This is a genomic window from Paraburkholderia sp. SOS3 (assembly GCF_001922345.1).
Taxonomy (GTDB): domain Bacteria; phylum Pseudomonadota; class Gammaproteobacteria; order Burkholderiales; family Burkholderiaceae; genus Paraburkholderia.
Genome location: NZ_CP018811.1, coordinates 4,142,930 through 4,159,995 on the forward strand (window position 1 = coordinate 4,142,930; position 17,066 = coordinate 4,159,995).

Here is a 17,066-nt window from a genome sequence, read left to right on the forward strand (position 1 = left end):
GCCCATCTCACAGACGCTTTCATTGATCTCTACTACTGCTTCTTCCTGATTGTTAAAGAACGACAGCCGATATGCCTTACCGCTTCATACCAGAGCTGACTGGCGCAATTGCCAATGCGTAATACCCGGCTCACCTGCTGACCGGACACTAGGCACTGGTAATTGGTGGAGGATGACGGGATCGAACCGACGACCCCCTGCTTGCAAAGCAGGTGCTCTCCCAGCTGAGCTAATCCCCCGCACGACAACTTTCAAGGGATCTGCTCTCCACCTTCCGCCCCCTTCGGGGGTGGGGCTTCCGTAAGCGCCAAAGCGCCAACGGCAGCCGACATGGTGGGTCTGGCTGGATTCGAACCAGCGACCCCCGCCTTATCAAGACGGTGCTCTAACCGACTGAGCTACAGACCCCTTCAGCCTGTCCTTCAATGCACAGCCGACAAGTGTGAGTGCTCAACTTTGAGCGCTTAAGCTCTGGAAAGGAGGTGATCCAGCCGCACCTTCCGATACGGCTACCTTGTTACGACTTCACCCCAGTCATGAATCCTACCGTGGTGACCGTCCTCCTTGCGGTTAGACTAGCCACTTCTGGTAAAACCCACTCCCATGGTGTGACGGGCGGTGTGTACAAGACCCGGGAACGTATTCACCGCGGCATGCTGATCCGCGATTACTAGCGATTCCAGCTTCACGCAGTCGAGTTGCAGACTGCGATCCGGACTACGATCGGTTTTCTGGGATTGGCTCCACCTCGCGGCTTGGCAACCCTCTGTTCCGACCATTGTATGACGTGTGAAGCCCTACCCATAAGGGCCATGAGGACTTGACGTCATCCCCACCTTCCTCCGGTTTGTCACCGGCAGTCTCCCTGGAGTGCTCTTGCGTAGCAACCAGGGACAAGGGTTGCGCTCGTTGCGGGACTTAACCCAACATCTCACGACACGAGCTGACGACAGCCATGCAGCACCTGTGTGACGGCTCCCTTTCGGGCACCCTCAACTCTCATCGAGGTTCCGTCCATGTCAAGGGTAGGTAAGGTTTTTCGCGTTGCATCGAATTAATCCACATCATCCACCGCTTGTGCGGGTCCCCGTCAATTCCTTTGAGTTTTAATCTTGCGACCGTACTCCCCAGGCGGTCAACTTCACGCGTTAGCTACGTTACCAAGCCAATGAAGGCCCGACAACCAGTTGACATCGTTTAGGGCGTGGACTACCAGGGTATCTAATCCTGTTTGCTCCCCACGCTTTCGTGCATGAGCGTCAGTATTGGCCCAGGGGGCTGCCTTCGCCATCGGTGTTCCTCCACATCTCTACGCATTTCACTGCTACACGTGGAATTCCACCCCCCTCTGCCATACTCCAGCAATGCAGTCACCAATGCAGTTCCCAGGTTAAGCCCGGGGATTTCACATCGGTCTTACATCACCGCCTGCGCACGCTTTACGCCCAGTAATTCCGATTAACGCTCGCACCCTACGTATTACCGCGGCTGCTGGCACGTAGTTAGCCGGTGCTTATTCTTCCGGTACCGTCATCCTCCATCCATATTAGGGACGAAGTTTTCTTTCCGGACAAAAGTGCTTTACAACCCGAAGGCCTTCTTCACACACGCGGCATTGCTGGATCAGGGTTGCCCCCATTGTCCAAAATTCCCCACTGCTGCCTCCCGTAGGAGTCTGGGCCGTGTCTCAGTCCCAGTGTGGCTGGTCGTCCTCTCAGACCAGCTACGGATCGTCGCCTTGGTGGGCCTTTACCCCACCAACTAGCTAATCCGCCATCGGCCGCTCCTTGAGCGCGAGGCCTTGCGGTCCCCCGCTTTCATCCTCAGATCGTATGCGGTATTAATCCGGCTTTCGCCGGGCTATCCCCCACTCCAGGACACGTTCCGATGTATTACTCACCCGTTCGCCACTCGCCGCCAGGGTTGCCCCCGCGCTGCCGTCCGACTTGCATGTGTAAGGCATGCCGCCAGCGTTCAATCTGAGCCAGGATCAAACTCTTCAGTTCAATGCCTGTTACTGTTTTCGGTTCATGTTTTTCGCAGTTTCCTGCGATGAACCGGTCGCTCACTCAACGTACTGACAGTTGGATCTCCATCTCTGAAGACCCTTCAATACTGTGTGAGACACTTGATACTTTCGCTATCCGATAACCCCGAGAGGTCATCGTGCGCCGCCATCAAGCACCCACACTTATCGGCTGTGAATTGTTAAAGATCGATTCACGAATCGGGCTTCCCTTCCGGCGCATTCCACTGAACCCGCCACCGCCTTCTTCGTGTCTGCCGCTCGCTGCAGCAGAGAAGCGAGATTATGCAGACTCCCACTCACATCGTCAACAGGTTTTTAACTTCACCTAACCCGCCCGACGCCGCGAAAGCCCCGCCATTGCTGGCGATCCCGCTCACTTCCTCTTTCCGCGCTTTCTTCAACTGCGCCTCACAAAGACGCTGTCCAAAGCGCGAAAGACGGCGATTCTAGCTACTCGCCACAGCACGCGCAAGCGGTATTTGAAGAACGCCCATCTATCGATGCCTGAATGCCGGTTTGCGCTTCTCGAGGAACGCCGCCATTCCCTCCTTCTGATCGTCAGTTGCGAACAGCGAATGGAACAGACGACGCTCGAATCGCGCGCCTTCGGCAAGCGTCGTTTCATACGCGCTGTTGACGGACTCCTTCACCATCATCACCGCCGGCAAAGGAAATTCCGCAATGGTCGCGGCCGCTCCAATCGCCTCGTCGAGCAACGACGCCGCCGGTACGACCCGCGACACCAATCCGGCACGCTCGGCCTCGTCCGCATCCATGAAGCGGGCGGTCAGACACATGTCCATCGCCTTCGCCTTGGAAACGGCACGCGGCAATCGTTGCGTGCCTCCCGCGCCAGGCATGATGCCGAGCTTGATTTCGGGTTGACCGAACTTCGCAGTATCCGCCGCGATGATGATGTCGCACAGCATCGCCAGTTCGCAGCCGCCGCCCAACGCGAAGCCCGCCACCGCGGCAATGATCGGCTTGCGGATCTGCCGCACCGCCTCCCAGTTACGCGTGATGTAGTCGCTTTTGTACACATCCATATAGGAGTACTTCGACATCATCGCGATGTCGGCACCTGCAGCGAATGCCTTCTCGCTGCCGGTGATGATCATCGCCCCGATGCCGTCGTCCGCGTCGAACGCGTGCAGGGCTTCGCCCAGCTCATCGATTAGCGCGTCGCTTAGCGCATTGAGCGCCTTCGGTCGATTCAGCGTGATGAGACCGACCCGGCCTCTCGTTTCGACCACGATGTTTTCGTATGCCATGCAACCTCCGAGGTTGTACTGAAAGCACGCGAAATGTGTTCGCGCGCGCCACCTACAATGCTAACATTTGCCAACCAACCGGTCGGTCAATTATTTGACGGGACCGACCTTCCTATCTTGTTCGACACGGCTTCCGCGATGACTCATCCGCTATTCAGCAAGCACGAAGACACGCTGCAAAAGGCGCTCGCCGCGATTGAAACGCGCGGCTACTGGAGTCCATTCGCCGAAATGCCGAGTCCCAAAGTGTACGGGGAAACGGCTAACGCCGATGGCGAAGCCGCGTTCCGTGCTTATCTGAACAGCACGTTCGAGATCGACCAGCCGACGGGCGGCAACACGGTCGGCTCCGAGTCGTCACCATTCGGTTTTCCGTTGGGCATCCGGTATCCGGCTGCCAATGCAGACGCGCTGATCAACGCCGCAACAACCGCTCAGCGTGGCTGGCGAGACGCGGGTCCGACGGCGTGGATCGGCACGAGCCTCGAAATACTTGCCCGGCTCAATCGGGCAAGCTTCGAGATCGGCTATGCGATCATGCACACGACCGGCCAGGCGTTCATGATGGCCTTTCAGGCGGGGGGTCCGCATGCACAGGACCGTGCGCTCGAGGCGATCGCTTATGCGTGGGATCAGTTGCGCCGCGTCCCGTCCGACGCGCACTGGGAAAAACCGCAAGGCAAAAACCCACCACTCGCGATGCATAAGCGCTTCACGGTCGTTCCGCGCGGCACCGGGCTCGTGCTCGGTTGCTGCACGTTTCCGACATGGAACAGCTATCCGGGCCTCTTCGCCGATCTTGCGACCGGCAACACAGTGATCGTCAAGCCGCATCCCGGTGCGATTCTGCCGCTCGCCATCACGGTACGCATTGCGCGCGAGGTCCTGCGCGAAGCGGGCTTCGACCCAAACGTCGTGACCCTGCTCGCAACCGAGCCGAATGACGGCGAACTGGTTCAGGATCTCGCATTGCGTCCGCAGATCAAGCTGATCGACTTCACCGGCAGCACGCACAACGGCATTTGGCTCGAACGCAACGCGCATCAGGCGCATGTGTTCACCGAAAAGGCCGGCGTCAACCAGATCGTGATCGACTCGGTCGACGACATCAAAGCTGCCGCACGCAACATCGCATTTTCACTGGCGTTGTATTCAGGCCAGATGTGCACCGCTCCGCAGAACATCTATATACCGCGCGCCGGCGTCAAGACCGCCGAAGGCACAATGCGCTTCGATGCCGTCGCGCAAACCTTGGCCGCCGCCGTCGACAAGATGCTCGCCGACCCGGCGAAAGCGGTCGAGCTTCTCGGCGCCGTGCAAAACGAAGGCGTCGTCCAGCGGATCGACGAAGCACGCAAGCTCGGCCGCGTGCTACTCGATAGCCGCGTGCTCACGCATCCTGCGTTCGCCAATGCGCGCGTGCGGACGCCGCTCATTCTGCAACTGGACGCCGCGGCAGATTCGGCCCCACTCACCAAAGAATGGTTCGGGCCGATCTCGTTCGTCGTCGCGACCGATTCCACCCATCAATCACTCGAGCTTGCCGCGCGTACGGCCGCCGAACACGGCGCGTTGACGCTCTCGGTCTACAGCACCGACGACAGCGTGATCGAGGAAGCACGTGAAGCGTCGCTGCGCGGCGGCGTTGCACTGTCGATCAATCTGACGGGCGGTGTTTTCGTCAATCAGTCCGCTGCGTTCTCCGACTTCCATGGCACGGGCGCGAACCCTGCGGCCAATGCGACGCTGAGCGACGCCGCGTTCGTTGCGAATCGATTCCGCATCGTTCAAAGCCGCGCTCATGTTGAACCAAAACCAACTGCCGCGTAAGTCGGCCGAACGGCATATGCCATTTGGCCGACTGTTGCGGAACGGCGCCGCGCTCTAACATGTTCCAAGGGTCGCGCTCCCGCCGGGCCTGAAGCGCTGCGAGAGTAACCACAGGAATCCGAACCAGGTTCGGATGAATCGGCGCGCCCGGGAGCTGCGAACTGAAGAAAGCTCGATTCGGAATGCGATAGCGATCGAACCGTGCACTCCGCTCGTCCGCAGCGACGCAATTTCACATCCGCCGTGCAAGGAGACGACCGATGGCATATGAAGCAATCCGTGTAGTCAACGACTCGACAAGCCACGTCGTGACAATCACGCTAAACCGTCCCGACAGGCTCAACAGCTTTACGCGCGCGATGCACGAAGAGTTCGCCGCGGCGCTCGCCGACGCGCAAGCTTCAGGCGCACGCGCGCTAGTCATCACCGGCGCCGGCCGCGGCTTTTGCGCGGGTCAGGATCTGGCCGACCTCGACTTCACACCCGGCTCGATGACCGACCTCGGCGACGTCATCGATCGGCAATTCAACCCGCTGATCCGCCAGCTTCAGGCAATGCCGATGCCGGTCATCGCCGCCGTCAACGGCACCGCCGCCGGTGCCGGCGCGAATGTAGCGTTCGCGTGCGACATCGTGCTTGCAGCGCGCTCCGCAAGCTTCATTCAGGCGTTCGTCAAAATCGGCCTCGTACCCGATTCGGGCGGCACATGGTTCCTGCCGCGCCGCGTCGGTCTCGCGCGCGCACTCGGCCTTGCAATCACCGGCGACAAGCTCTCCGCGGAAAAGGCGGAAAGCTGGGGGCTCATCTGGCAAGCCGTCGACGATGGCGAATTGGCGTCGACCGCATCGGAACTTGCCGCACATCTCGCACAGCAGCCCACGCAGGCGATCGTCGCGACCCGGCTTGCCATGCATAGCGGCATGACGCAAACGCTCGATCAGCAACTCGATATCGAACGCGATCTGCAACGCGCGCTGGGCACGTCGCACGACTATGCGGAAGGGGTAAGCGCATTTATCGAAAAGCGCGCGCCTCGATTCGAGGGCATCTGACATGTCGACACAACCGACCCACCCACAATCGCAACATAGCGCGTCGATGTCGGCCGACGAACTCGCACGCGCCACGGCCGCCGCGATGTTCGAAGCCGACGCATGCGCTCGCGCGCTCGGTATCGAGCTGCTCGAAGTGCGTGAAGGCTACGCGCGGATGCAAATGCTCGTGCGCGCGGACTTTCTGAATGGCCACCGTATCTGTCACGGCGGGCTCATTTTCACGCTCGCCGATTCCGCATTCGCGTTCGCCTGCAATTCGCACAACGTCAACACTGTCGCATCCGGCTGCTCGATCGAATTTTTGCGGCCCGTGCACAGCGGCGACACGTTGACAGCGGAAGCAGTCGAACAATCGCTGACGGGGCGCACGGGCATCTATGACATTCGCGTCACCAACCGCGCGAACGAAGCCGTCGCGATGTTCCGCGGTAAATCGTCACAGATCAAAGGAACGGTGATTCCCACGGACGGGTAGCGCAGGAGCGCGTCCATCTCGGGCGCTGAGAGGCTTCATGGGCTTCATGGGCTTCGATATGCCGTGACACCGCGCCGCCATGGCGCAACGCGACGAGTGACGTCAGGCCTCGCCACGCCATGCCGCCAATCCGCCTCGCATTCGGACCACCATGCATGCGCCCTTGATTGGCGCGGCAATGCAGCTAGCACACCGACGCGCCCGCAATCGACAAGGAGAGCCACCCAATGAACCCCTCGCTTCCACTCGATCCCATCGAAATAGCGAGCCGCGACGAGCTTGCCTCGCTACAGCTCGATCGACTCAAATGGTCGCTCAACCATGCATACGAAAACTCGCCCGTCTATCGACGCAAGTTCAATGAAGCCGGCGTCCACCCGTCCGATCTGAAAACGCTCGCGGACCTGCCCCGCTTCCCGTTCACATCGAAGCAGGACCTGCGCGACAACTACCCATTCGGCCTTTTTGCCGTGCCGCAGGACCGGGTTGCACGGATTCACGCGTCGTCTGGTACGACAGGCAAGCCGACCGTCGTCGGCTACACCGCGCGCGACATCGACACATGGGCCATGCTTGTCGCGCGCTCGATCCGCGCAGCAGGTGCGCAGCCCGGCGACAAGGTTCACGTCAGTTACGGCTACGGTCTCTTCACAGGCGGACTCGGCGCGCACTACGGTGCAGAACGCGCGGGTCTGACGGTCATTCCGTTCGGCGGCGGCCAGACCGAAAAGCAGGTCCAGCTGATACAGGACTTCGAGTCCGACATCATCATGGCGACACCGAGCTACATGCTGTCGATTGCCGACGAACTCGAGCGACAAGGCATCGATCCGGCGCGGTGCTCATTGCGAATCGGCATCTTCGGCGCCGAGCCGTGGACCAACGACATGCGCCGCGCAATCGAAGCGCGCGTGAGTATCGACGCGGTGGACATCTATGGCCTGTCCGAAGTGATGGGGCCCGGCGTCGCATCGGAATGCGTCGAAACGAAGGATGGCCCGACGGTCTGGGAAGATCACTTCTACCCCGAAATCGTCGACCCGGAGACCGGAGAAGCATTGCCCGACGGCGAGTTCGGCGAACTCGTGTTCACGTCGTTGACGAAGGAAGCGCTGCCGATCGTCCGATACCGGACGCGGGATCTGACACGTCTGCTGCCCGGCAGCGCGCGCACCATGCGGCGCATGGAAAAAGTCACGGGGCGCTGCGACGACATGATGATCGTGCGCGGTGTCAACGTGTTTCCGACGCAGATCGAAGAACTGCTGCTCAAACAGCATGCGCTCGCGCCGCACTATCAGATCGTCTTAACGAAGGACGGGCCGCTCGACGTCATGACGGTCAATGTCGAACCGCATCCCGCGATCGCGGCGGACATCGCGGTGCTGCGCGCGGCACAACAGGCACTCGTCTACGACATCAAGGCGCTGATCGGCATAACCACCGTCATCAACGTGCTAGCGGTGAACGGCATCGAGCGCTCGGTCGGCAAGGCACGCCGCGTAATCGACAAGCGCAAGGCGCGCGCGTAAATGGTCGGCCGCACGACCGCCCCGCGACCACTGCATGACCGCCGCATGACCGGGCCGCAGCGAATTCGCACGCACTCTCTTTTGAGCGCCCCGCCACCGCCCCCACCCGCCCCAAACGAAAATCCGAACCGAGAATCCCAACGCTCACGAATTCGGCAACAACAACCACATGCGCCCGGTCTGCTTCATCTTGCCGGCAAGGTCACCCGCTTCGTCGCCGAGTCCCCAGAAATAATCGGCACGCACGCCGCCTTTGATCGCCGTTCCCGTGTCCTGCGCAAAGACGAGGCGATTCATCGGCGCATTGGTCAAGGGCCGCGTCGTCTGCAGGAACACCGGCGTGCCGAGCGGAATCGACGACGGGTCCACCGCAATCGAACGCTCGGGTGTCAACGGCACGCCAAGCGCGCCGATCGGACCATCGGCGCCACCGGCCGGCGCCGCTTCCCCCGACGCCATTTCGCGGAAGAACACAAACCGCGGGTTCGTATCGAGCAAGGCATCGACGCGCGACGGATTTGCGCGCGCCCATGCCTTGATGCCCTGCATCGTCGCCTGCGCAGGCGTGATTTCGCGCTGGTCGAGTAGCCAGCGGCCGATCGACCGGTACGGCTGGCTGTTCGTCCCGCCGAAGCCGACCCGCATCACGCTGCCGTCTTCCATCACGACGCGTCCCGACCCTTGCACCTGCAGGAAGAACGCCTCGATCGGATCGTCGACCCAGACAAGCTCGTTACCGTCTAGCACGCCCGAACGTTCGAGTTGCGCGCGCGGCGGCAGCGCCGCGCCTGCGCGATAACCGGACGGCCAGTGATAAAGCGCCGTCTGATAGATGCCGTGACGCGTGCGGGAACCGTGCAGCAGCGGCTCGTAGTAACCGGTCACGAGGCCATCGAGCGTGCCGTCGGTGTTCGCGAACTGAAAAGGCGTGAAGTACTTTTCGAAGAAGCTCCGCGCACCGGCGACGTCGAGATCGTCGATCTGCTCGGCCGCCACGCACGCACGCTGCCAGTTCGCCTGACGCGCGAGCCTCGCGCAGTTCTGCCGCAAGGCGGCCGTCGCGCCGATCAGCGAATCGTCCTGCCAGCCCGGCACCTGTTGCCAGGCGACCGGCGTGAGCCGCGCTGCGGCGATTTGCCCCGGTATGAGCGCCGCGCCGGTCGGCGCATTCGCTAACGGCCGAACTGCCTCGCGTCCGCCGCACGCGGCGAGGATCGCCGCCATCGAAACGGTCGCCGCCCACATCGCGGCGCCGCGGACAAACCGCATACAATGTTCGTTCTTGATGGAAACCGCCATGTCTGATCTGCTCGACGAATATCCGATGCTCATTTTTGCGCTGGAAGCATTTCTGGCGCTGTTTCTACTCGTCTTCATCGTGGTATGGACCACGTCGGGAAAAAAGAAACTGGCACGTAAGGAACAGCAACTGGGGGAACAGGCGCAGCAGGCGCAAAACACGTAGCCACAAACCGCGCAGGCACCAGCGCCCGCGCAACAACCGCCGCGCAGCTAGTCACGCCACGAATCGCGCTACAAATCACGTCCCCAGGCGCACCACAGATCGAGCCGCCACGCGCACCGCCGACCGGCCGGAAAAAACGGGCAATGAAACCGCGCCGCTTCAATGCAGCGTGCGCGGCATGCGCAAGACGAATTCGGGCACCGGGGCTTCGAAACGCTCGCCGTCTTCCGCCACGCAGAAATACTCGCCGCGCATCGTGCCGACGGGGGTCGCGATGACAGCCCAGCTCGTGTATTCGAATTGCTCGCCGGGTTTGAGAAGCGGCTGATGCCCGACCACGCCCAATCCTTTCACTTCCTGAACGTGGTTTTCACTATCCGTAATCACCCAATGGCGGGCGATCAGTTGCGCGGGCGCCTGGCCGGTATTGCGGATCGTCAGCGTGTAGGCGAACGCATATTGCCGGCGTTCCGGATCCGACTCGTCAGGCAGGTAACGCACCTGCGACGACACGCTGAATTGGTACTGGCTCATCCTGTTTTGCCTGATTCCAAAGTGGTGCGACAGGCGCGGTTCGTGATGACTTGGCATTCTGCTTGATGAAACGCATGCCCGCAACCGCGCTGGTCACCCATCGGTCACCCGTTCACCATCCGTTGGCACCCGCCCGCCCCCCCCGCTGCAGCGGGGCAAAGCGCAGACAAGGCCGTCGCGCGCATGTGACGTTAAAATAACGCTTCTCGCGCAACTGTCCGGGCCCTATCGTCATGACGAAATTCCACATCGCCCCCAGCATTCTGTCCGCTGACTTCTCGCGGCTCGGTGAAGAAGTCCGCAACGTCGTCGCCGCCGGCGCCGACTGGATCCACTTCGACGTGATGGACAACCATTACGTCCCGAACCTGACCATCGGCCCGCTCGTCTGCGAAGCGATCCGTCCGCACGTGCAGGTGCCGATCGACGTGCATCTGATGGTGAAGCCGGTCGACCGCATCGTGCCCGACTTCGCCAAAGCGGGCGCGAACGTGATCAGCTTTCACCCCGAAGCATCCGATCATATCGACCGCACGCTCACGCTGATTCGCGATCACGGCTGCAAGGCCGGCCTCGTGTTCAATCCCGCCACTTCCCTCAACTATCTCGACCATGTGATGGACCGCATCGATCTCGTGCTGATCATGTCGGTGAATCCGGGCTTTGGCGGGCAATCGTTCATTCCCGAAGCGCTGAACAAGCTGCGCGAAGCGCGCGCACGCATCAACGCGTACCGCGAGAAGACCGGCCGCGAAATTCATCTCGAAGTGGATGGCGGCGTGAAAATCGACAACATCGCGGAAATCGCGGCCGCGGGCGCGGACACGTTCGTCGCGGGGTCGGCCATTTTCGGCCACCCCGACTACAAGACGATCATTAGCCAGATGCGCTCCGCCATCGCCCACATCGAGCATTGACACCCATACCGATACCAACGCCGATACCAACGCCGATACCGAACATGACGACGCCCGCTCGCTACGCCGCCCCTGTGTTATCCGCACCGCGCCTTGTCGCGGCGATCATCGACCTCGACGGTACGATGGTCGATACGGCCGACGATTTCACCGCCGGCCTGAACGGCATGCTCGCGCAGCTCGATGCGGAAGAAACGTCGCGCGAAGAAGTGATCGACTACGTCGGCAAGGGCTCGGAGCACCTGATCCGCAGCGTGCTCGCGCCGCGCTTCCCGGCCGATCATGCACAAGACCGCTTCGACGAGGCGCTCGCCATCTATCAGGCCGAATACGCGAAAATCAACGGGCTGCATACGCGGCTCTACCCGGACGTCGAAGCAGGCCTCGCCGCGCTGCGCGACGCGGGTCTCAAGCTCGCATGCGTGACCAACAAGCCGCACCGGTTCGCGGTCGAACTGCTGAAGCAGTACAAGCTCTTTGCGCTCTTTTGCGTCGTGATCGGCGGCGACAGTCTGGCGAAGAAAAAGCCCGATCCGCTGCCGATGCTCGCCGCCTGCGACGCGATGCAGGTGCCGCCGCAGGCGACGGTCGCGATCGGCGATTCGGAGAACGATGCGCTCGCGGGCCGCGCAGCCGGCATGGCAACGCTCACGCTGCCGTACGGCTACAACCATGGGCAGGCTGTGCAAACCATCAAGTCGGATGGTATAGTGGCGTCACTGCTCGAGGCCGCCAAGGCCATCGCAGCACATAATCAGGCAAGACCCGAGGCCAACGCCGAAGCAACATCCTAAGCATCATCGGTTGCCTGAAACCCTCACTGACCCAACAGTCCTTCTTCATGTTTCTGAACAGAAAACGGAGTCTGAGCAGCATCGACCGGGGAGCATGGCCCTGGCGTCGCTGGTCGCGCTAACCTCTCGCCGAGGTTCGCTGAAGCTCATTGTCTTCAGCCACGTTTTTTAGTTCGCTGCGCACCGCGCGCTTTCCTGTTTCAAGTTTTCTGCAACTGCGTGGTCTCATCGGCACCGTCTGATTGCACCATTCACGCGATCTGTCGCGGACGTGGTGTACATTCGCGGTCCACGGAAGGCAAATACGCATTGTCAGGAAAGCGCGCGCCGGTCAAATGCATCGTTTCGAATCGCGAGACCGACCGGCAGCGCAACGCCCCGCTTTGTCCGACGCCCGCCGCGGCCGGACGTACGAACAGGATCGGAACATGACCGAACTCGAATTCCAGTCTCTCGCGAACGAGGGCTACAACCGCATTCCGCTGATCGCCGAGGCGCTCGCGGACCTCGAAACGCCGCTGTCGCTCTATCTGAAACTCGCGCAATCCGAGCGCAACGGTGCGAACTCGTTTCTGCTCGAATCGGTGGTGGGCGGTGAGCGGTTCGGCCGCTACTCGTTCATCGGCCTGCCGGCACGTACGCTCGTGCGCACGCGCAACGGCGTATCCGAAGTCGTCAAGGACGGCAAGGTCGTCGAGACGCACGATGGCGATCCGCTCGAGTTCATCCAGCAGTTCCAGAAACGCTTCAAGGTCGCGCAGCGTCCGGGCCTGCCGCGCTTCGCGGGCGGTCTTGCCGGCTACTTCGGCTACGACGCGGTGCGCTATATGGAGAAGAAGCTCGCACACAGCGCGCCGCCGGACGATCTGAACCTGCCCGACATCCAGTTGCTGCTGACCGAAGAAGTCGCGGTCATCGACAACCTCGCGGGCAAGCTCTATCTCGTCGTCTATGTCGATCCGGCCGCACCGGAAGCGTACACGCGCGCCAAACACCGGCTGCGCGAACTGCGCCAGCGGTTGCGCGTGTCGGTGCAGCCGCCCGTCACATCGGCAAGCGTGCGCACCGACATCTATCGCGAATTCAAGAAAGACGATTACCTCGCGGCCGTGCGCAAGGCGAAGGAGTACATCGCCGCCGGCGAGCTGATGCAGGTGCAGGTCGGCCAGCGGCTGACCAAGCCGTATCGCGACAATCCGCTTTCGCTGTACCGCGCGCTGCGTTCGCTGAACCCGTCGCCGTATATGTATTACTACAATTTCGGCGATTTCCACGTCGTCGGTTCATCGCCGGAAATTCTCGTACGTCAGGAAAAGCGCGGCGAAGACCGGATGGTCACGATCCGTCCGCTCGCGGGCACGCGTGCGCGCGGCAACACGCCCGAGCGCGACGCCGAACTCGCCCACGAACTGCTGAACGATCCGAAGGAAATCGCCGAACACGTCATGTTGATCGACCTCGCGCGCAACGACGTCGGCCGCATCGCGCAAATCGGCTCGGTCGTCGTCACCGACAAGATGGCAATCGAGAAGTACTCGCACGTGCAGCACATCGTGAGTTCGGTCGAAGGCAAGCTGAAGCCGGGCATCACGAACTTCGACGTGCTGCGCGCGACGTTCCCGGCGGGCACGCTGTCGGGCGCGCCGAAGGTACGCGCACTCGAACTGATCGACGAGCTCGAGCCGGTCAAGCGCGGCTTGTACGGTGGCGCGGTCGGCTACCTGTCGTTCACGGGCGACATGGACCTCGCAATCGCGATTCGCACCGGCGTGATCTGCAACGGCAATCTGTATGTTCAGGCGGCGGCGGGCGTGGTCGCCGACTCGGTGCCCGAGTCCGAATGGCAGGAGACCGAGAACAAGGCACGCGCGGTGATGCGTGCTGCCGAGCAGGTGCAAGACGGCCTCGATAGCGACTTCTGACCGGAGAAAGACCATGCTGCTGATGATCGACAACTACGACTCGTTCACCTATAACCTGGTCCAGTACTTCGGCGAACTCGGCGAAGACGTGCGGACCTATCGCAACGACGAAATCACACCCGACGAAATCGCGAAGCTGAACCCCGAGCGCATCTGTCTGTCGCCGGGACCGAGCAACCCGCAGCACGCGGGCATCACGCTCGACGTGCTGCGCGAGTTCTCCGGCAAGATTCCGATTTTCGGCGTGTGTCTCGGCCACCAGGCGATCGGCGAGGCGTTCGGCGGCCGCGTCGTGCGCGCGCAGACCATCATGCACGGCAAGGTGAGCCAGATCGAAACCGACTGCAAAGGCGTGTTCGCCGATCTGCCGAAGCACTTCACGGTCACGCGCTATCACTCGCTGGCAATCGAACGCGAATCGCTGCCCGATTGTCTCGAAGTGTCCGCATGGACACCCGATGGCGAAATCATGGGCGTGCGGCACAAGACGCTCGCGGTCGAAGGCGTGCAGTTCCACCCGGAATCGATCCTGTCCGAACACGGTCACGCGCTGCTCGAAAACTTCATCAAGCAATCGAAACGCGCGGGCGCCGCAGCCACGTCGAGCTAAAAACAACAAGGTCAAGGGGAGGCGCCATGATTACGCCACAGGAAGCGCTCCAGCGCACGATCGAGCACCGCGAGATCTTTCACGACGAAATGCTGCACTTGATGCGGCTCATCATGCGCGGCGAGCTTTCGACAGCGCAGACCGCGGCGATTCTCACCGGCCTGCGCGTCAAGAAGGAAACGATCGGCGAGATCGCCGCGGCGGCCACGGTGATGCGCGAGTTCGCGCATCACGTCGAAGTCGAAGACAGCTCGAATTTCGTCGATATCGTCGGCACCGGCGGTGATGGCGCGCATACGTTCAACATCTCGACCGCGACGATGTTCGTCGTCGCGGGCGCCGGCGGGAAGGTGGCGAAGCACGGCAACCGCAGCGTATCGAGCAAGTCGGGCAGCGCGGACGTGCTCGAGGCGCTCGGCGTCAACATCGATTTGCAGCCGGAGCAAGTCGCGGCGTCGATCGCCGAAACCGGCATGGGCTTCATGTACGCGCCGAACCATCATCCGGCGATGAAGAACGTGCAGGCCGTGCGCCGCGAACTCGGCGTGCGAACCATCTTCAATATTCTCGGCCCGCTGACCAATCCCGCCGGGGCGCCGAACCAGCTGCAAGGCGTATTTCATCCGGACCTCGTCGGCATCCAGGTGCGTGTGATGCAGCGGCTCGGGGCGAAGCACGTGCTCGTCGTGTACGGCAAGGACGGCATGGATGAGGTGTCGCTCGGCGCCGCAACGCTCGTTGGCGAGTTGCGCGACGGTGACGTGCACGAATACGAGATCCATCCCGAGGACTTCGGCATGCAGATGGTGTCGAACCGCACGCTGAAGGTGGCCGATGCGGCTGCCTCGAAGGTGATGCTGCTCGAAGCGCTCGACAACACGCCGGGCGTTGCACGCGAGATCGTCGTGCTCAATGCGGGCACGGCACTGTATGCGGCGAATGTGTCGTCGTCGATCGCAGCCGGCATCGAGCTTGCGCGCGAAACCATCGCGAGCGGCCGCGCACGGGCGAAGGTCGACGAACTCGTGCGCTTTACCCAGCAATTCAAGCGTTGAATGCAAGCAATGACTTCTGGAACGGTATTCGTATTGGAGCGGCCATGAGCGATATTCTCGAACGCATCATCGACGTCAAGCGCGCGGAAGTGCGCGCCGCCGAGCAAAGCGCGCCGCTCGAAGAACTACGGCTCGAAGCGTCGGCGCGCGATCATCGCGATTTCGTCGGCGCATTGCGCGCGAAACATGCGGCAGGCCAACCGGCCGTGATCGCCGAGGTGAAAAAAGCAAGCCCGTCGAAGGGCGTGATCCGCGAGCATTTCGTGCCGGCCGAGATCGCGCGCTCGTATGCGAAGCACGGCGCGGCCTGTTTGTCGGTGCTCACCGACGTGCAGTTTTTCAAAGGCAGCACCGCGTATCTGGAAGAGGCGCGCGCCGCTTGCAACTTGCCGGTGCTGCGCAAGGACTTCATCATCGACCCGTATCAGGTCGTCGAAGCGCGCGCGATGGGCGCCGACGCGATCCTGCTGATCGCGGCCGCGCTCGAAACGTCGCAGATGCAGGAACTCGAAGCGTTCGCGCATTCGCTGGGGCTCGCGGTGCTCGTCGAAGTGCACGACAAGAACGAGCTTGTCGAAGCGCTCACCTTGAAGACACCGCTGATCGGCATCAACAATCGCAATCTGCGCACGTTCGAAACGTCGCTCGAGACGACCATCGGTATGCTCGAGATGATTCCCGACGAGCGCATCGTCGTGACCGAATCGGGCATTCTGTCGCGCGTCGACGTCGAGCGGCTGCGCGCGCTCGACGTCAATACGTTCCTCGTCGGCGAGGCGTTTATGCGCGCCGACGAACCGGGTGTCGAACTCGCGCGGATGTTTTTCTGACGCGCGGCAAGCGCGGAACGCTGGCCGGCGCCCCGCGCAACCTGCGGCACGGCACATGCAAGCCGGCAGTTGAAGCACTCGACGGAGTAATCGATGGGTATCGAACGCGAAATCAAGCTCGCGCTGCCGGCCGACCAGGCTGACGAGGCGACGCAATGGCTGACTGCGCGCACGGGCGAGGCCGGCCAGCCGCTCGCGCTCGACAATCTGTATTTCGACACGCCGTCGCTGACGCTCGCCCGGTCGAAAAGCGCGCTGCGGCTTCGCCGCACGCCCGACAGCTGGCTGCAGACATTCAAGACGGTCGGCACCGCGCAGTCCGGCATGCATAGCCGTCACGAATGGGAAATGCCGGTCGCCGGGCCGGCGCTCGACATCGACGCCCTGCTGCACGCCTGCGACGACGCGGACGCTGCGGCGGCTTTGCGCAATGCGGCGCCGCAGCTCATCGAACTGTTTCGCACGAATTTCACGCGTACCCTGTGGCTCGTCGACCATCGCGGCACGCATATCGAAGCGGCGATCGACCGCGGCGAAATCGTCGCGGATGTCGAAGGCGCGACGCGCCGCGCGCCTATCTGTGAAATCGAACTCGAACTGAAAAGCGGCGACGAAGCGGCGTTGCACGCGTTTGCGGCCGAGCTGATGGCGAGCGTGCCGGGCCTTGCGCCCGAAGACGTCAGCAAGGCGCAGCGCGGATACCAGTTGCGCGAGCTCGGCAGCGGTACGGCGTAGGCGGACCGCGAT

Annotated in this window: 15 protein-coding genes, 2 tRNA genes and 1 rRNA gene; 12 read left to right on the plus strand and 6 right to left on the minus strand. The window is 61.9% G+C overall.

Annotation, left to right across the window (positions count from 1 at the left end; translation table 11 throughout):
- Positions 1-163: 163 nt before the first annotated feature.
- The 4 genes from BTO02_RS18405 to BTO02_RS18420 all read right to left on the minus strand — a co-directional run bounded on the left by BTO02_RS18405 (position 164) and on the right by BTO02_RS18420 (position 3,300).
- A tRNA-Ala gene (locus tag BTO02_RS18405) sits at positions 164-239 on the minus strand.
- Between the two features lie 92 nt (positions 240-331).
- Positions 332-408 (minus strand) — tRNA-Ile (locus tag BTO02_RS18410).
- Between the two features lie 67 nt (positions 409-475).
- Positions 476-2,006 (minus strand): 16S ribosomal RNA (locus BTO02_RS18415).
- A gap of 517 nt (positions 2,007-2,523) precedes the next feature.
- Positions 2,524-3,300 carry an enoyl-CoA hydratase gene (locus BTO02_RS18420; protein WP_075158245.1) on the minus strand — a complete coding sequence of 259 codons (777 nt, stop codon included), beginning with the start codon at positions 3,298-3,300 and terminating at the stop codon, positions 2,524-2,526.
- 138 nt (positions 3,301-3,438) lie between these two features.
- On the opposite strand from BTO02_RS18420, the gene paaN reads away from it, so the two are divergent.
- From paaN to paaK, 4 genes are all read left to right on the plus strand, one after another.
- Complete coding sequence (paaN, locus tag BTO02_RS18425; RefSeq protein WP_075158992.1) at positions 3,439-5,130, plus strand: phenylacetic acid degradation protein PaaN; 1,692 nt, start codon at positions 3,439-3,441, stop codon at positions 5,128-5,130.
- 260 nt (positions 5,131-5,390) lie between these two features.
- Positions 5,391-6,182 (plus strand): 2-(1,2-epoxy-1,2-dihydrophenyl)acetyl-CoA isomerase PaaG, encoded by a 792-nt coding sequence (gene paaG / locus BTO02_RS18430; protein WP_075158246.1) that lies wholly within the window; start codon positions 5,391-5,393, stop codon positions 6,180-6,182.
- Position 6,183: 1 nt separating this feature from the next.
- The gene (gene paaI, locus BTO02_RS18435; protein ID WP_075158247.1) at positions 6,184-6,660 is read left to right on the plus strand and encodes a hydroxyphenylacetyl-CoA thioesterase PaaI; all 477 of its coding nucleotides are present in this window, start codon (positions 6,184-6,186) and stop codon (positions 6,658-6,660) included.
- Between the two features lie 227 nt (positions 6,661-6,887).
- Positions 6,888-8,192 carry a phenylacetate--CoA ligase PaaK gene (paaK, locus tag BTO02_RS18440; RefSeq protein WP_075158248.1) on the plus strand — a complete coding sequence of 435 codons (1,305 nt, stop codon included), beginning with the start codon at positions 6,888-6,890 and terminating at the stop codon, positions 8,190-8,192.
- Between the two features lie 144 nt (positions 8,193-8,336).
- Here paaK and mltA read toward each other — a convergent pair whose 3' ends face one another.
- On the minus strand, positions 8,337-9,569 hold the full coding sequence (gene mltA, locus BTO02_RS18445) for a murein transglycosylase A (protein WP_075158249.1): 1,233 nt from the start codon (positions 9,567-9,569) through the stop codon (positions 8,337-8,339).
- Here mltA and BTO02_RS34825 point away from each other — a divergent pair.
- The gene (locus BTO02_RS34825; RefSeq protein WP_198039159.1) at positions 9,490-9,657 is read left to right on the plus strand and encodes a hypothetical protein; all 168 of its coding nucleotides are present in this window, start codon (positions 9,490-9,492) and stop codon (positions 9,655-9,657) included. The genes mltA and BTO02_RS34825 overlap by 80 nt on opposite strands.
- A 159-nt stretch (positions 9,658-9,816) precedes the next feature.
- On the opposite strand, the gene apaG is transcribed toward BTO02_RS34825, so the two are convergent.
- Positions 9,817-10,191, minus strand: a complete 375-nt coding sequence (gene apaG, locus BTO02_RS18450) for a Co2+/Mg2+ efflux protein ApaG (RefSeq protein ID WP_075158250.1) — start codon at positions 10,189-10,191, stop codon at positions 9,817-9,819.
- Between the two features lie 233 nt (positions 10,192-10,424).
- Between apaG and rpe the strand changes: the two genes are divergently transcribed.
- The 7 genes from rpe (at position 10,425) to BTO02_RS18485 (ending at position 17,054) form a co-directional block, all read left to right on the plus strand.
- On the plus strand, positions 10,425-11,108 hold the full coding sequence (rpe, locus tag BTO02_RS18455) for a ribulose-phosphate 3-epimerase (protein ID WP_075158251.1): 684 nt from the start codon (positions 10,425-10,427) through the stop codon (positions 11,106-11,108).
- Between the two features lie 44 nt (positions 11,109-11,152).
- On the plus strand, positions 11,153-11,902 hold the full coding sequence (locus BTO02_RS18460) for a phosphoglycolate phosphatase (protein ID WP_075158252.1): 750 nt from the start codon (positions 11,153-11,155) through the stop codon (positions 11,900-11,902).
- Between the two features lie 428 nt (positions 11,903-12,330).
- The gene (gene trpE / locus BTO02_RS18465) at positions 12,331-13,824 is read left to right on the plus strand and encodes an anthranilate synthase component I (RefSeq protein WP_075158993.1); all 1,494 of its coding nucleotides are present in this window, start codon (positions 12,331-12,333) and stop codon (positions 13,822-13,824) included.
- A gap of 13 nt (positions 13,825-13,837) precedes the next feature.
- Positions 13,838-14,434, plus strand: a complete 597-nt coding sequence (locus tag BTO02_RS18470) for an aminodeoxychorismate/anthranilate synthase component II (RefSeq protein ID WP_075158253.1) — start codon at positions 13,838-13,840, stop codon at positions 14,432-14,434.
- A 26-nt stretch (positions 14,435-14,460) separates the two neighbouring features.
- Positions 14,461-15,489: an anthranilate phosphoribosyltransferase gene (gene trpD, locus BTO02_RS18475; protein WP_075158254.1), complete on the plus strand. Its 1,029-nt coding sequence runs from the start codon at positions 14,461-14,463 to the stop codon at positions 15,487-15,489.
- 44 nt (positions 15,490-15,533) lie between these two features.
- Positions 15,534-16,319: an indole-3-glycerol phosphate synthase TrpC gene (gene trpC / locus BTO02_RS18480; RefSeq protein WP_075158255.1), complete on the plus strand. Its 786-nt coding sequence runs from the start codon at positions 15,534-15,536 to the stop codon at positions 16,317-16,319.
- 93 nt (positions 16,320-16,412) lie between these two features.
- A complete protein-coding gene (locus BTO02_RS18485; protein ID WP_075158256.1) occupies positions 16,413-17,054 on the plus strand; it encodes a CYTH domain-containing protein in 642 nt (213 codons plus the stop codon).
- The last annotated feature ends 12 nt before the right edge of the window (positions 17,055-17,066 follow it).

What these genes read in the sequence shown, in the direction of transcription:
- trpC (WP_075158255.1), top strand. Translation starts at nt 15,534, where the DNA reads ATGAGCGATATTCTCGAACGCATCATCGACGTCAAGCGCGCGGAAGTG.
- trpD (WP_075158254.1), top strand. Translation starts at nt 14,461, where the DNA reads ATGATTACGCCACAGGAAGCGCTCCAGCGCACGATCGAGCACCGCGAG.
- BTO02_RS18485 (WP_075158256.1), top strand. Translation starts at nt 16,413, where the DNA reads ATGGGTATCGAACGCGAAATCAAGCTCGCGCTGCCGGCCGACCAGGCT.
- BTO02_RS18470 (WP_075158253.1), top strand. Translation starts at nt 13,838, where the DNA reads ATGCTGCTGATGATCGACAACTACGACTCGTTCACCTATAACCTGGTC.
- paaG (WP_075158246.1), top strand. Translation starts at nt 5,391, where the DNA reads ATGGCATATGAAGCAATCCGTGTAGTCAACGACTCGACAAGCCACGTC.
- BTO02_RS18460 (WP_075158252.1), top strand. Translation starts at nt 11,153, where the DNA reads ATGACGACGCCCGCTCGCTACGCCGCCCCTGTGTTATCCGCACCGCGC.
- BTO02_RS18420 (WP_075158245.1), bottom strand. Translation starts at nt 3,300, where the DNA reads ATGGCATACGAAAACATCGTGGTCGAAACGAGAGGCCGGGTCGGTCTC.
- paaK (WP_075158248.1), top strand. Translation starts at nt 6,888, where the DNA reads ATGAACCCCTCGCTTCCACTCGATCCCATCGAAATAGCGAGCCGCGAC.
- trpE (WP_075158993.1), top strand. Translation starts at nt 12,331, where the DNA reads ATGACCGAACTCGAATTCCAGTCTCTCGCGAACGAGGGCTACAACCGC.
- paaN (WP_075158992.1), top strand. Translation starts at nt 3,439, where the DNA reads ATGACTCATCCGCTATTCAGCAAGCACGAAGACACGCTGCAAAAGGCG.
- BTO02_RS34825 (WP_198039159.1), top strand. Translation starts at nt 9,490, where the DNA reads ATGTCTGATCTGCTCGACGAATATCCGATGCTCATTTTTGCGCTGGAA.
- mltA (WP_075158249.1), bottom strand. Translation starts at nt 9,569, where the DNA reads ATGAAGACGAGTAGAAACAGCGCCAGAAATGCTTCCAGCGCAAAAATG.
- rpe (WP_075158251.1), top strand. Translation starts at nt 10,425, where the DNA reads ATGACGAAATTCCACATCGCCCCCAGCATTCTGTCCGCTGACTTCTCG.
- apaG (WP_075158250.1), bottom strand. Translation starts at nt 10,191, where the DNA reads ATGAGCCAGTACCAATTCAGCGTGTCGTCGCAGGTGCGTTACCTGCCT.
- paaI (WP_075158247.1), top strand. Translation starts at nt 6,184, where the DNA reads ATGTCGACACAACCGACCCACCCACAATCGCAACATAGCGCGTCGATG.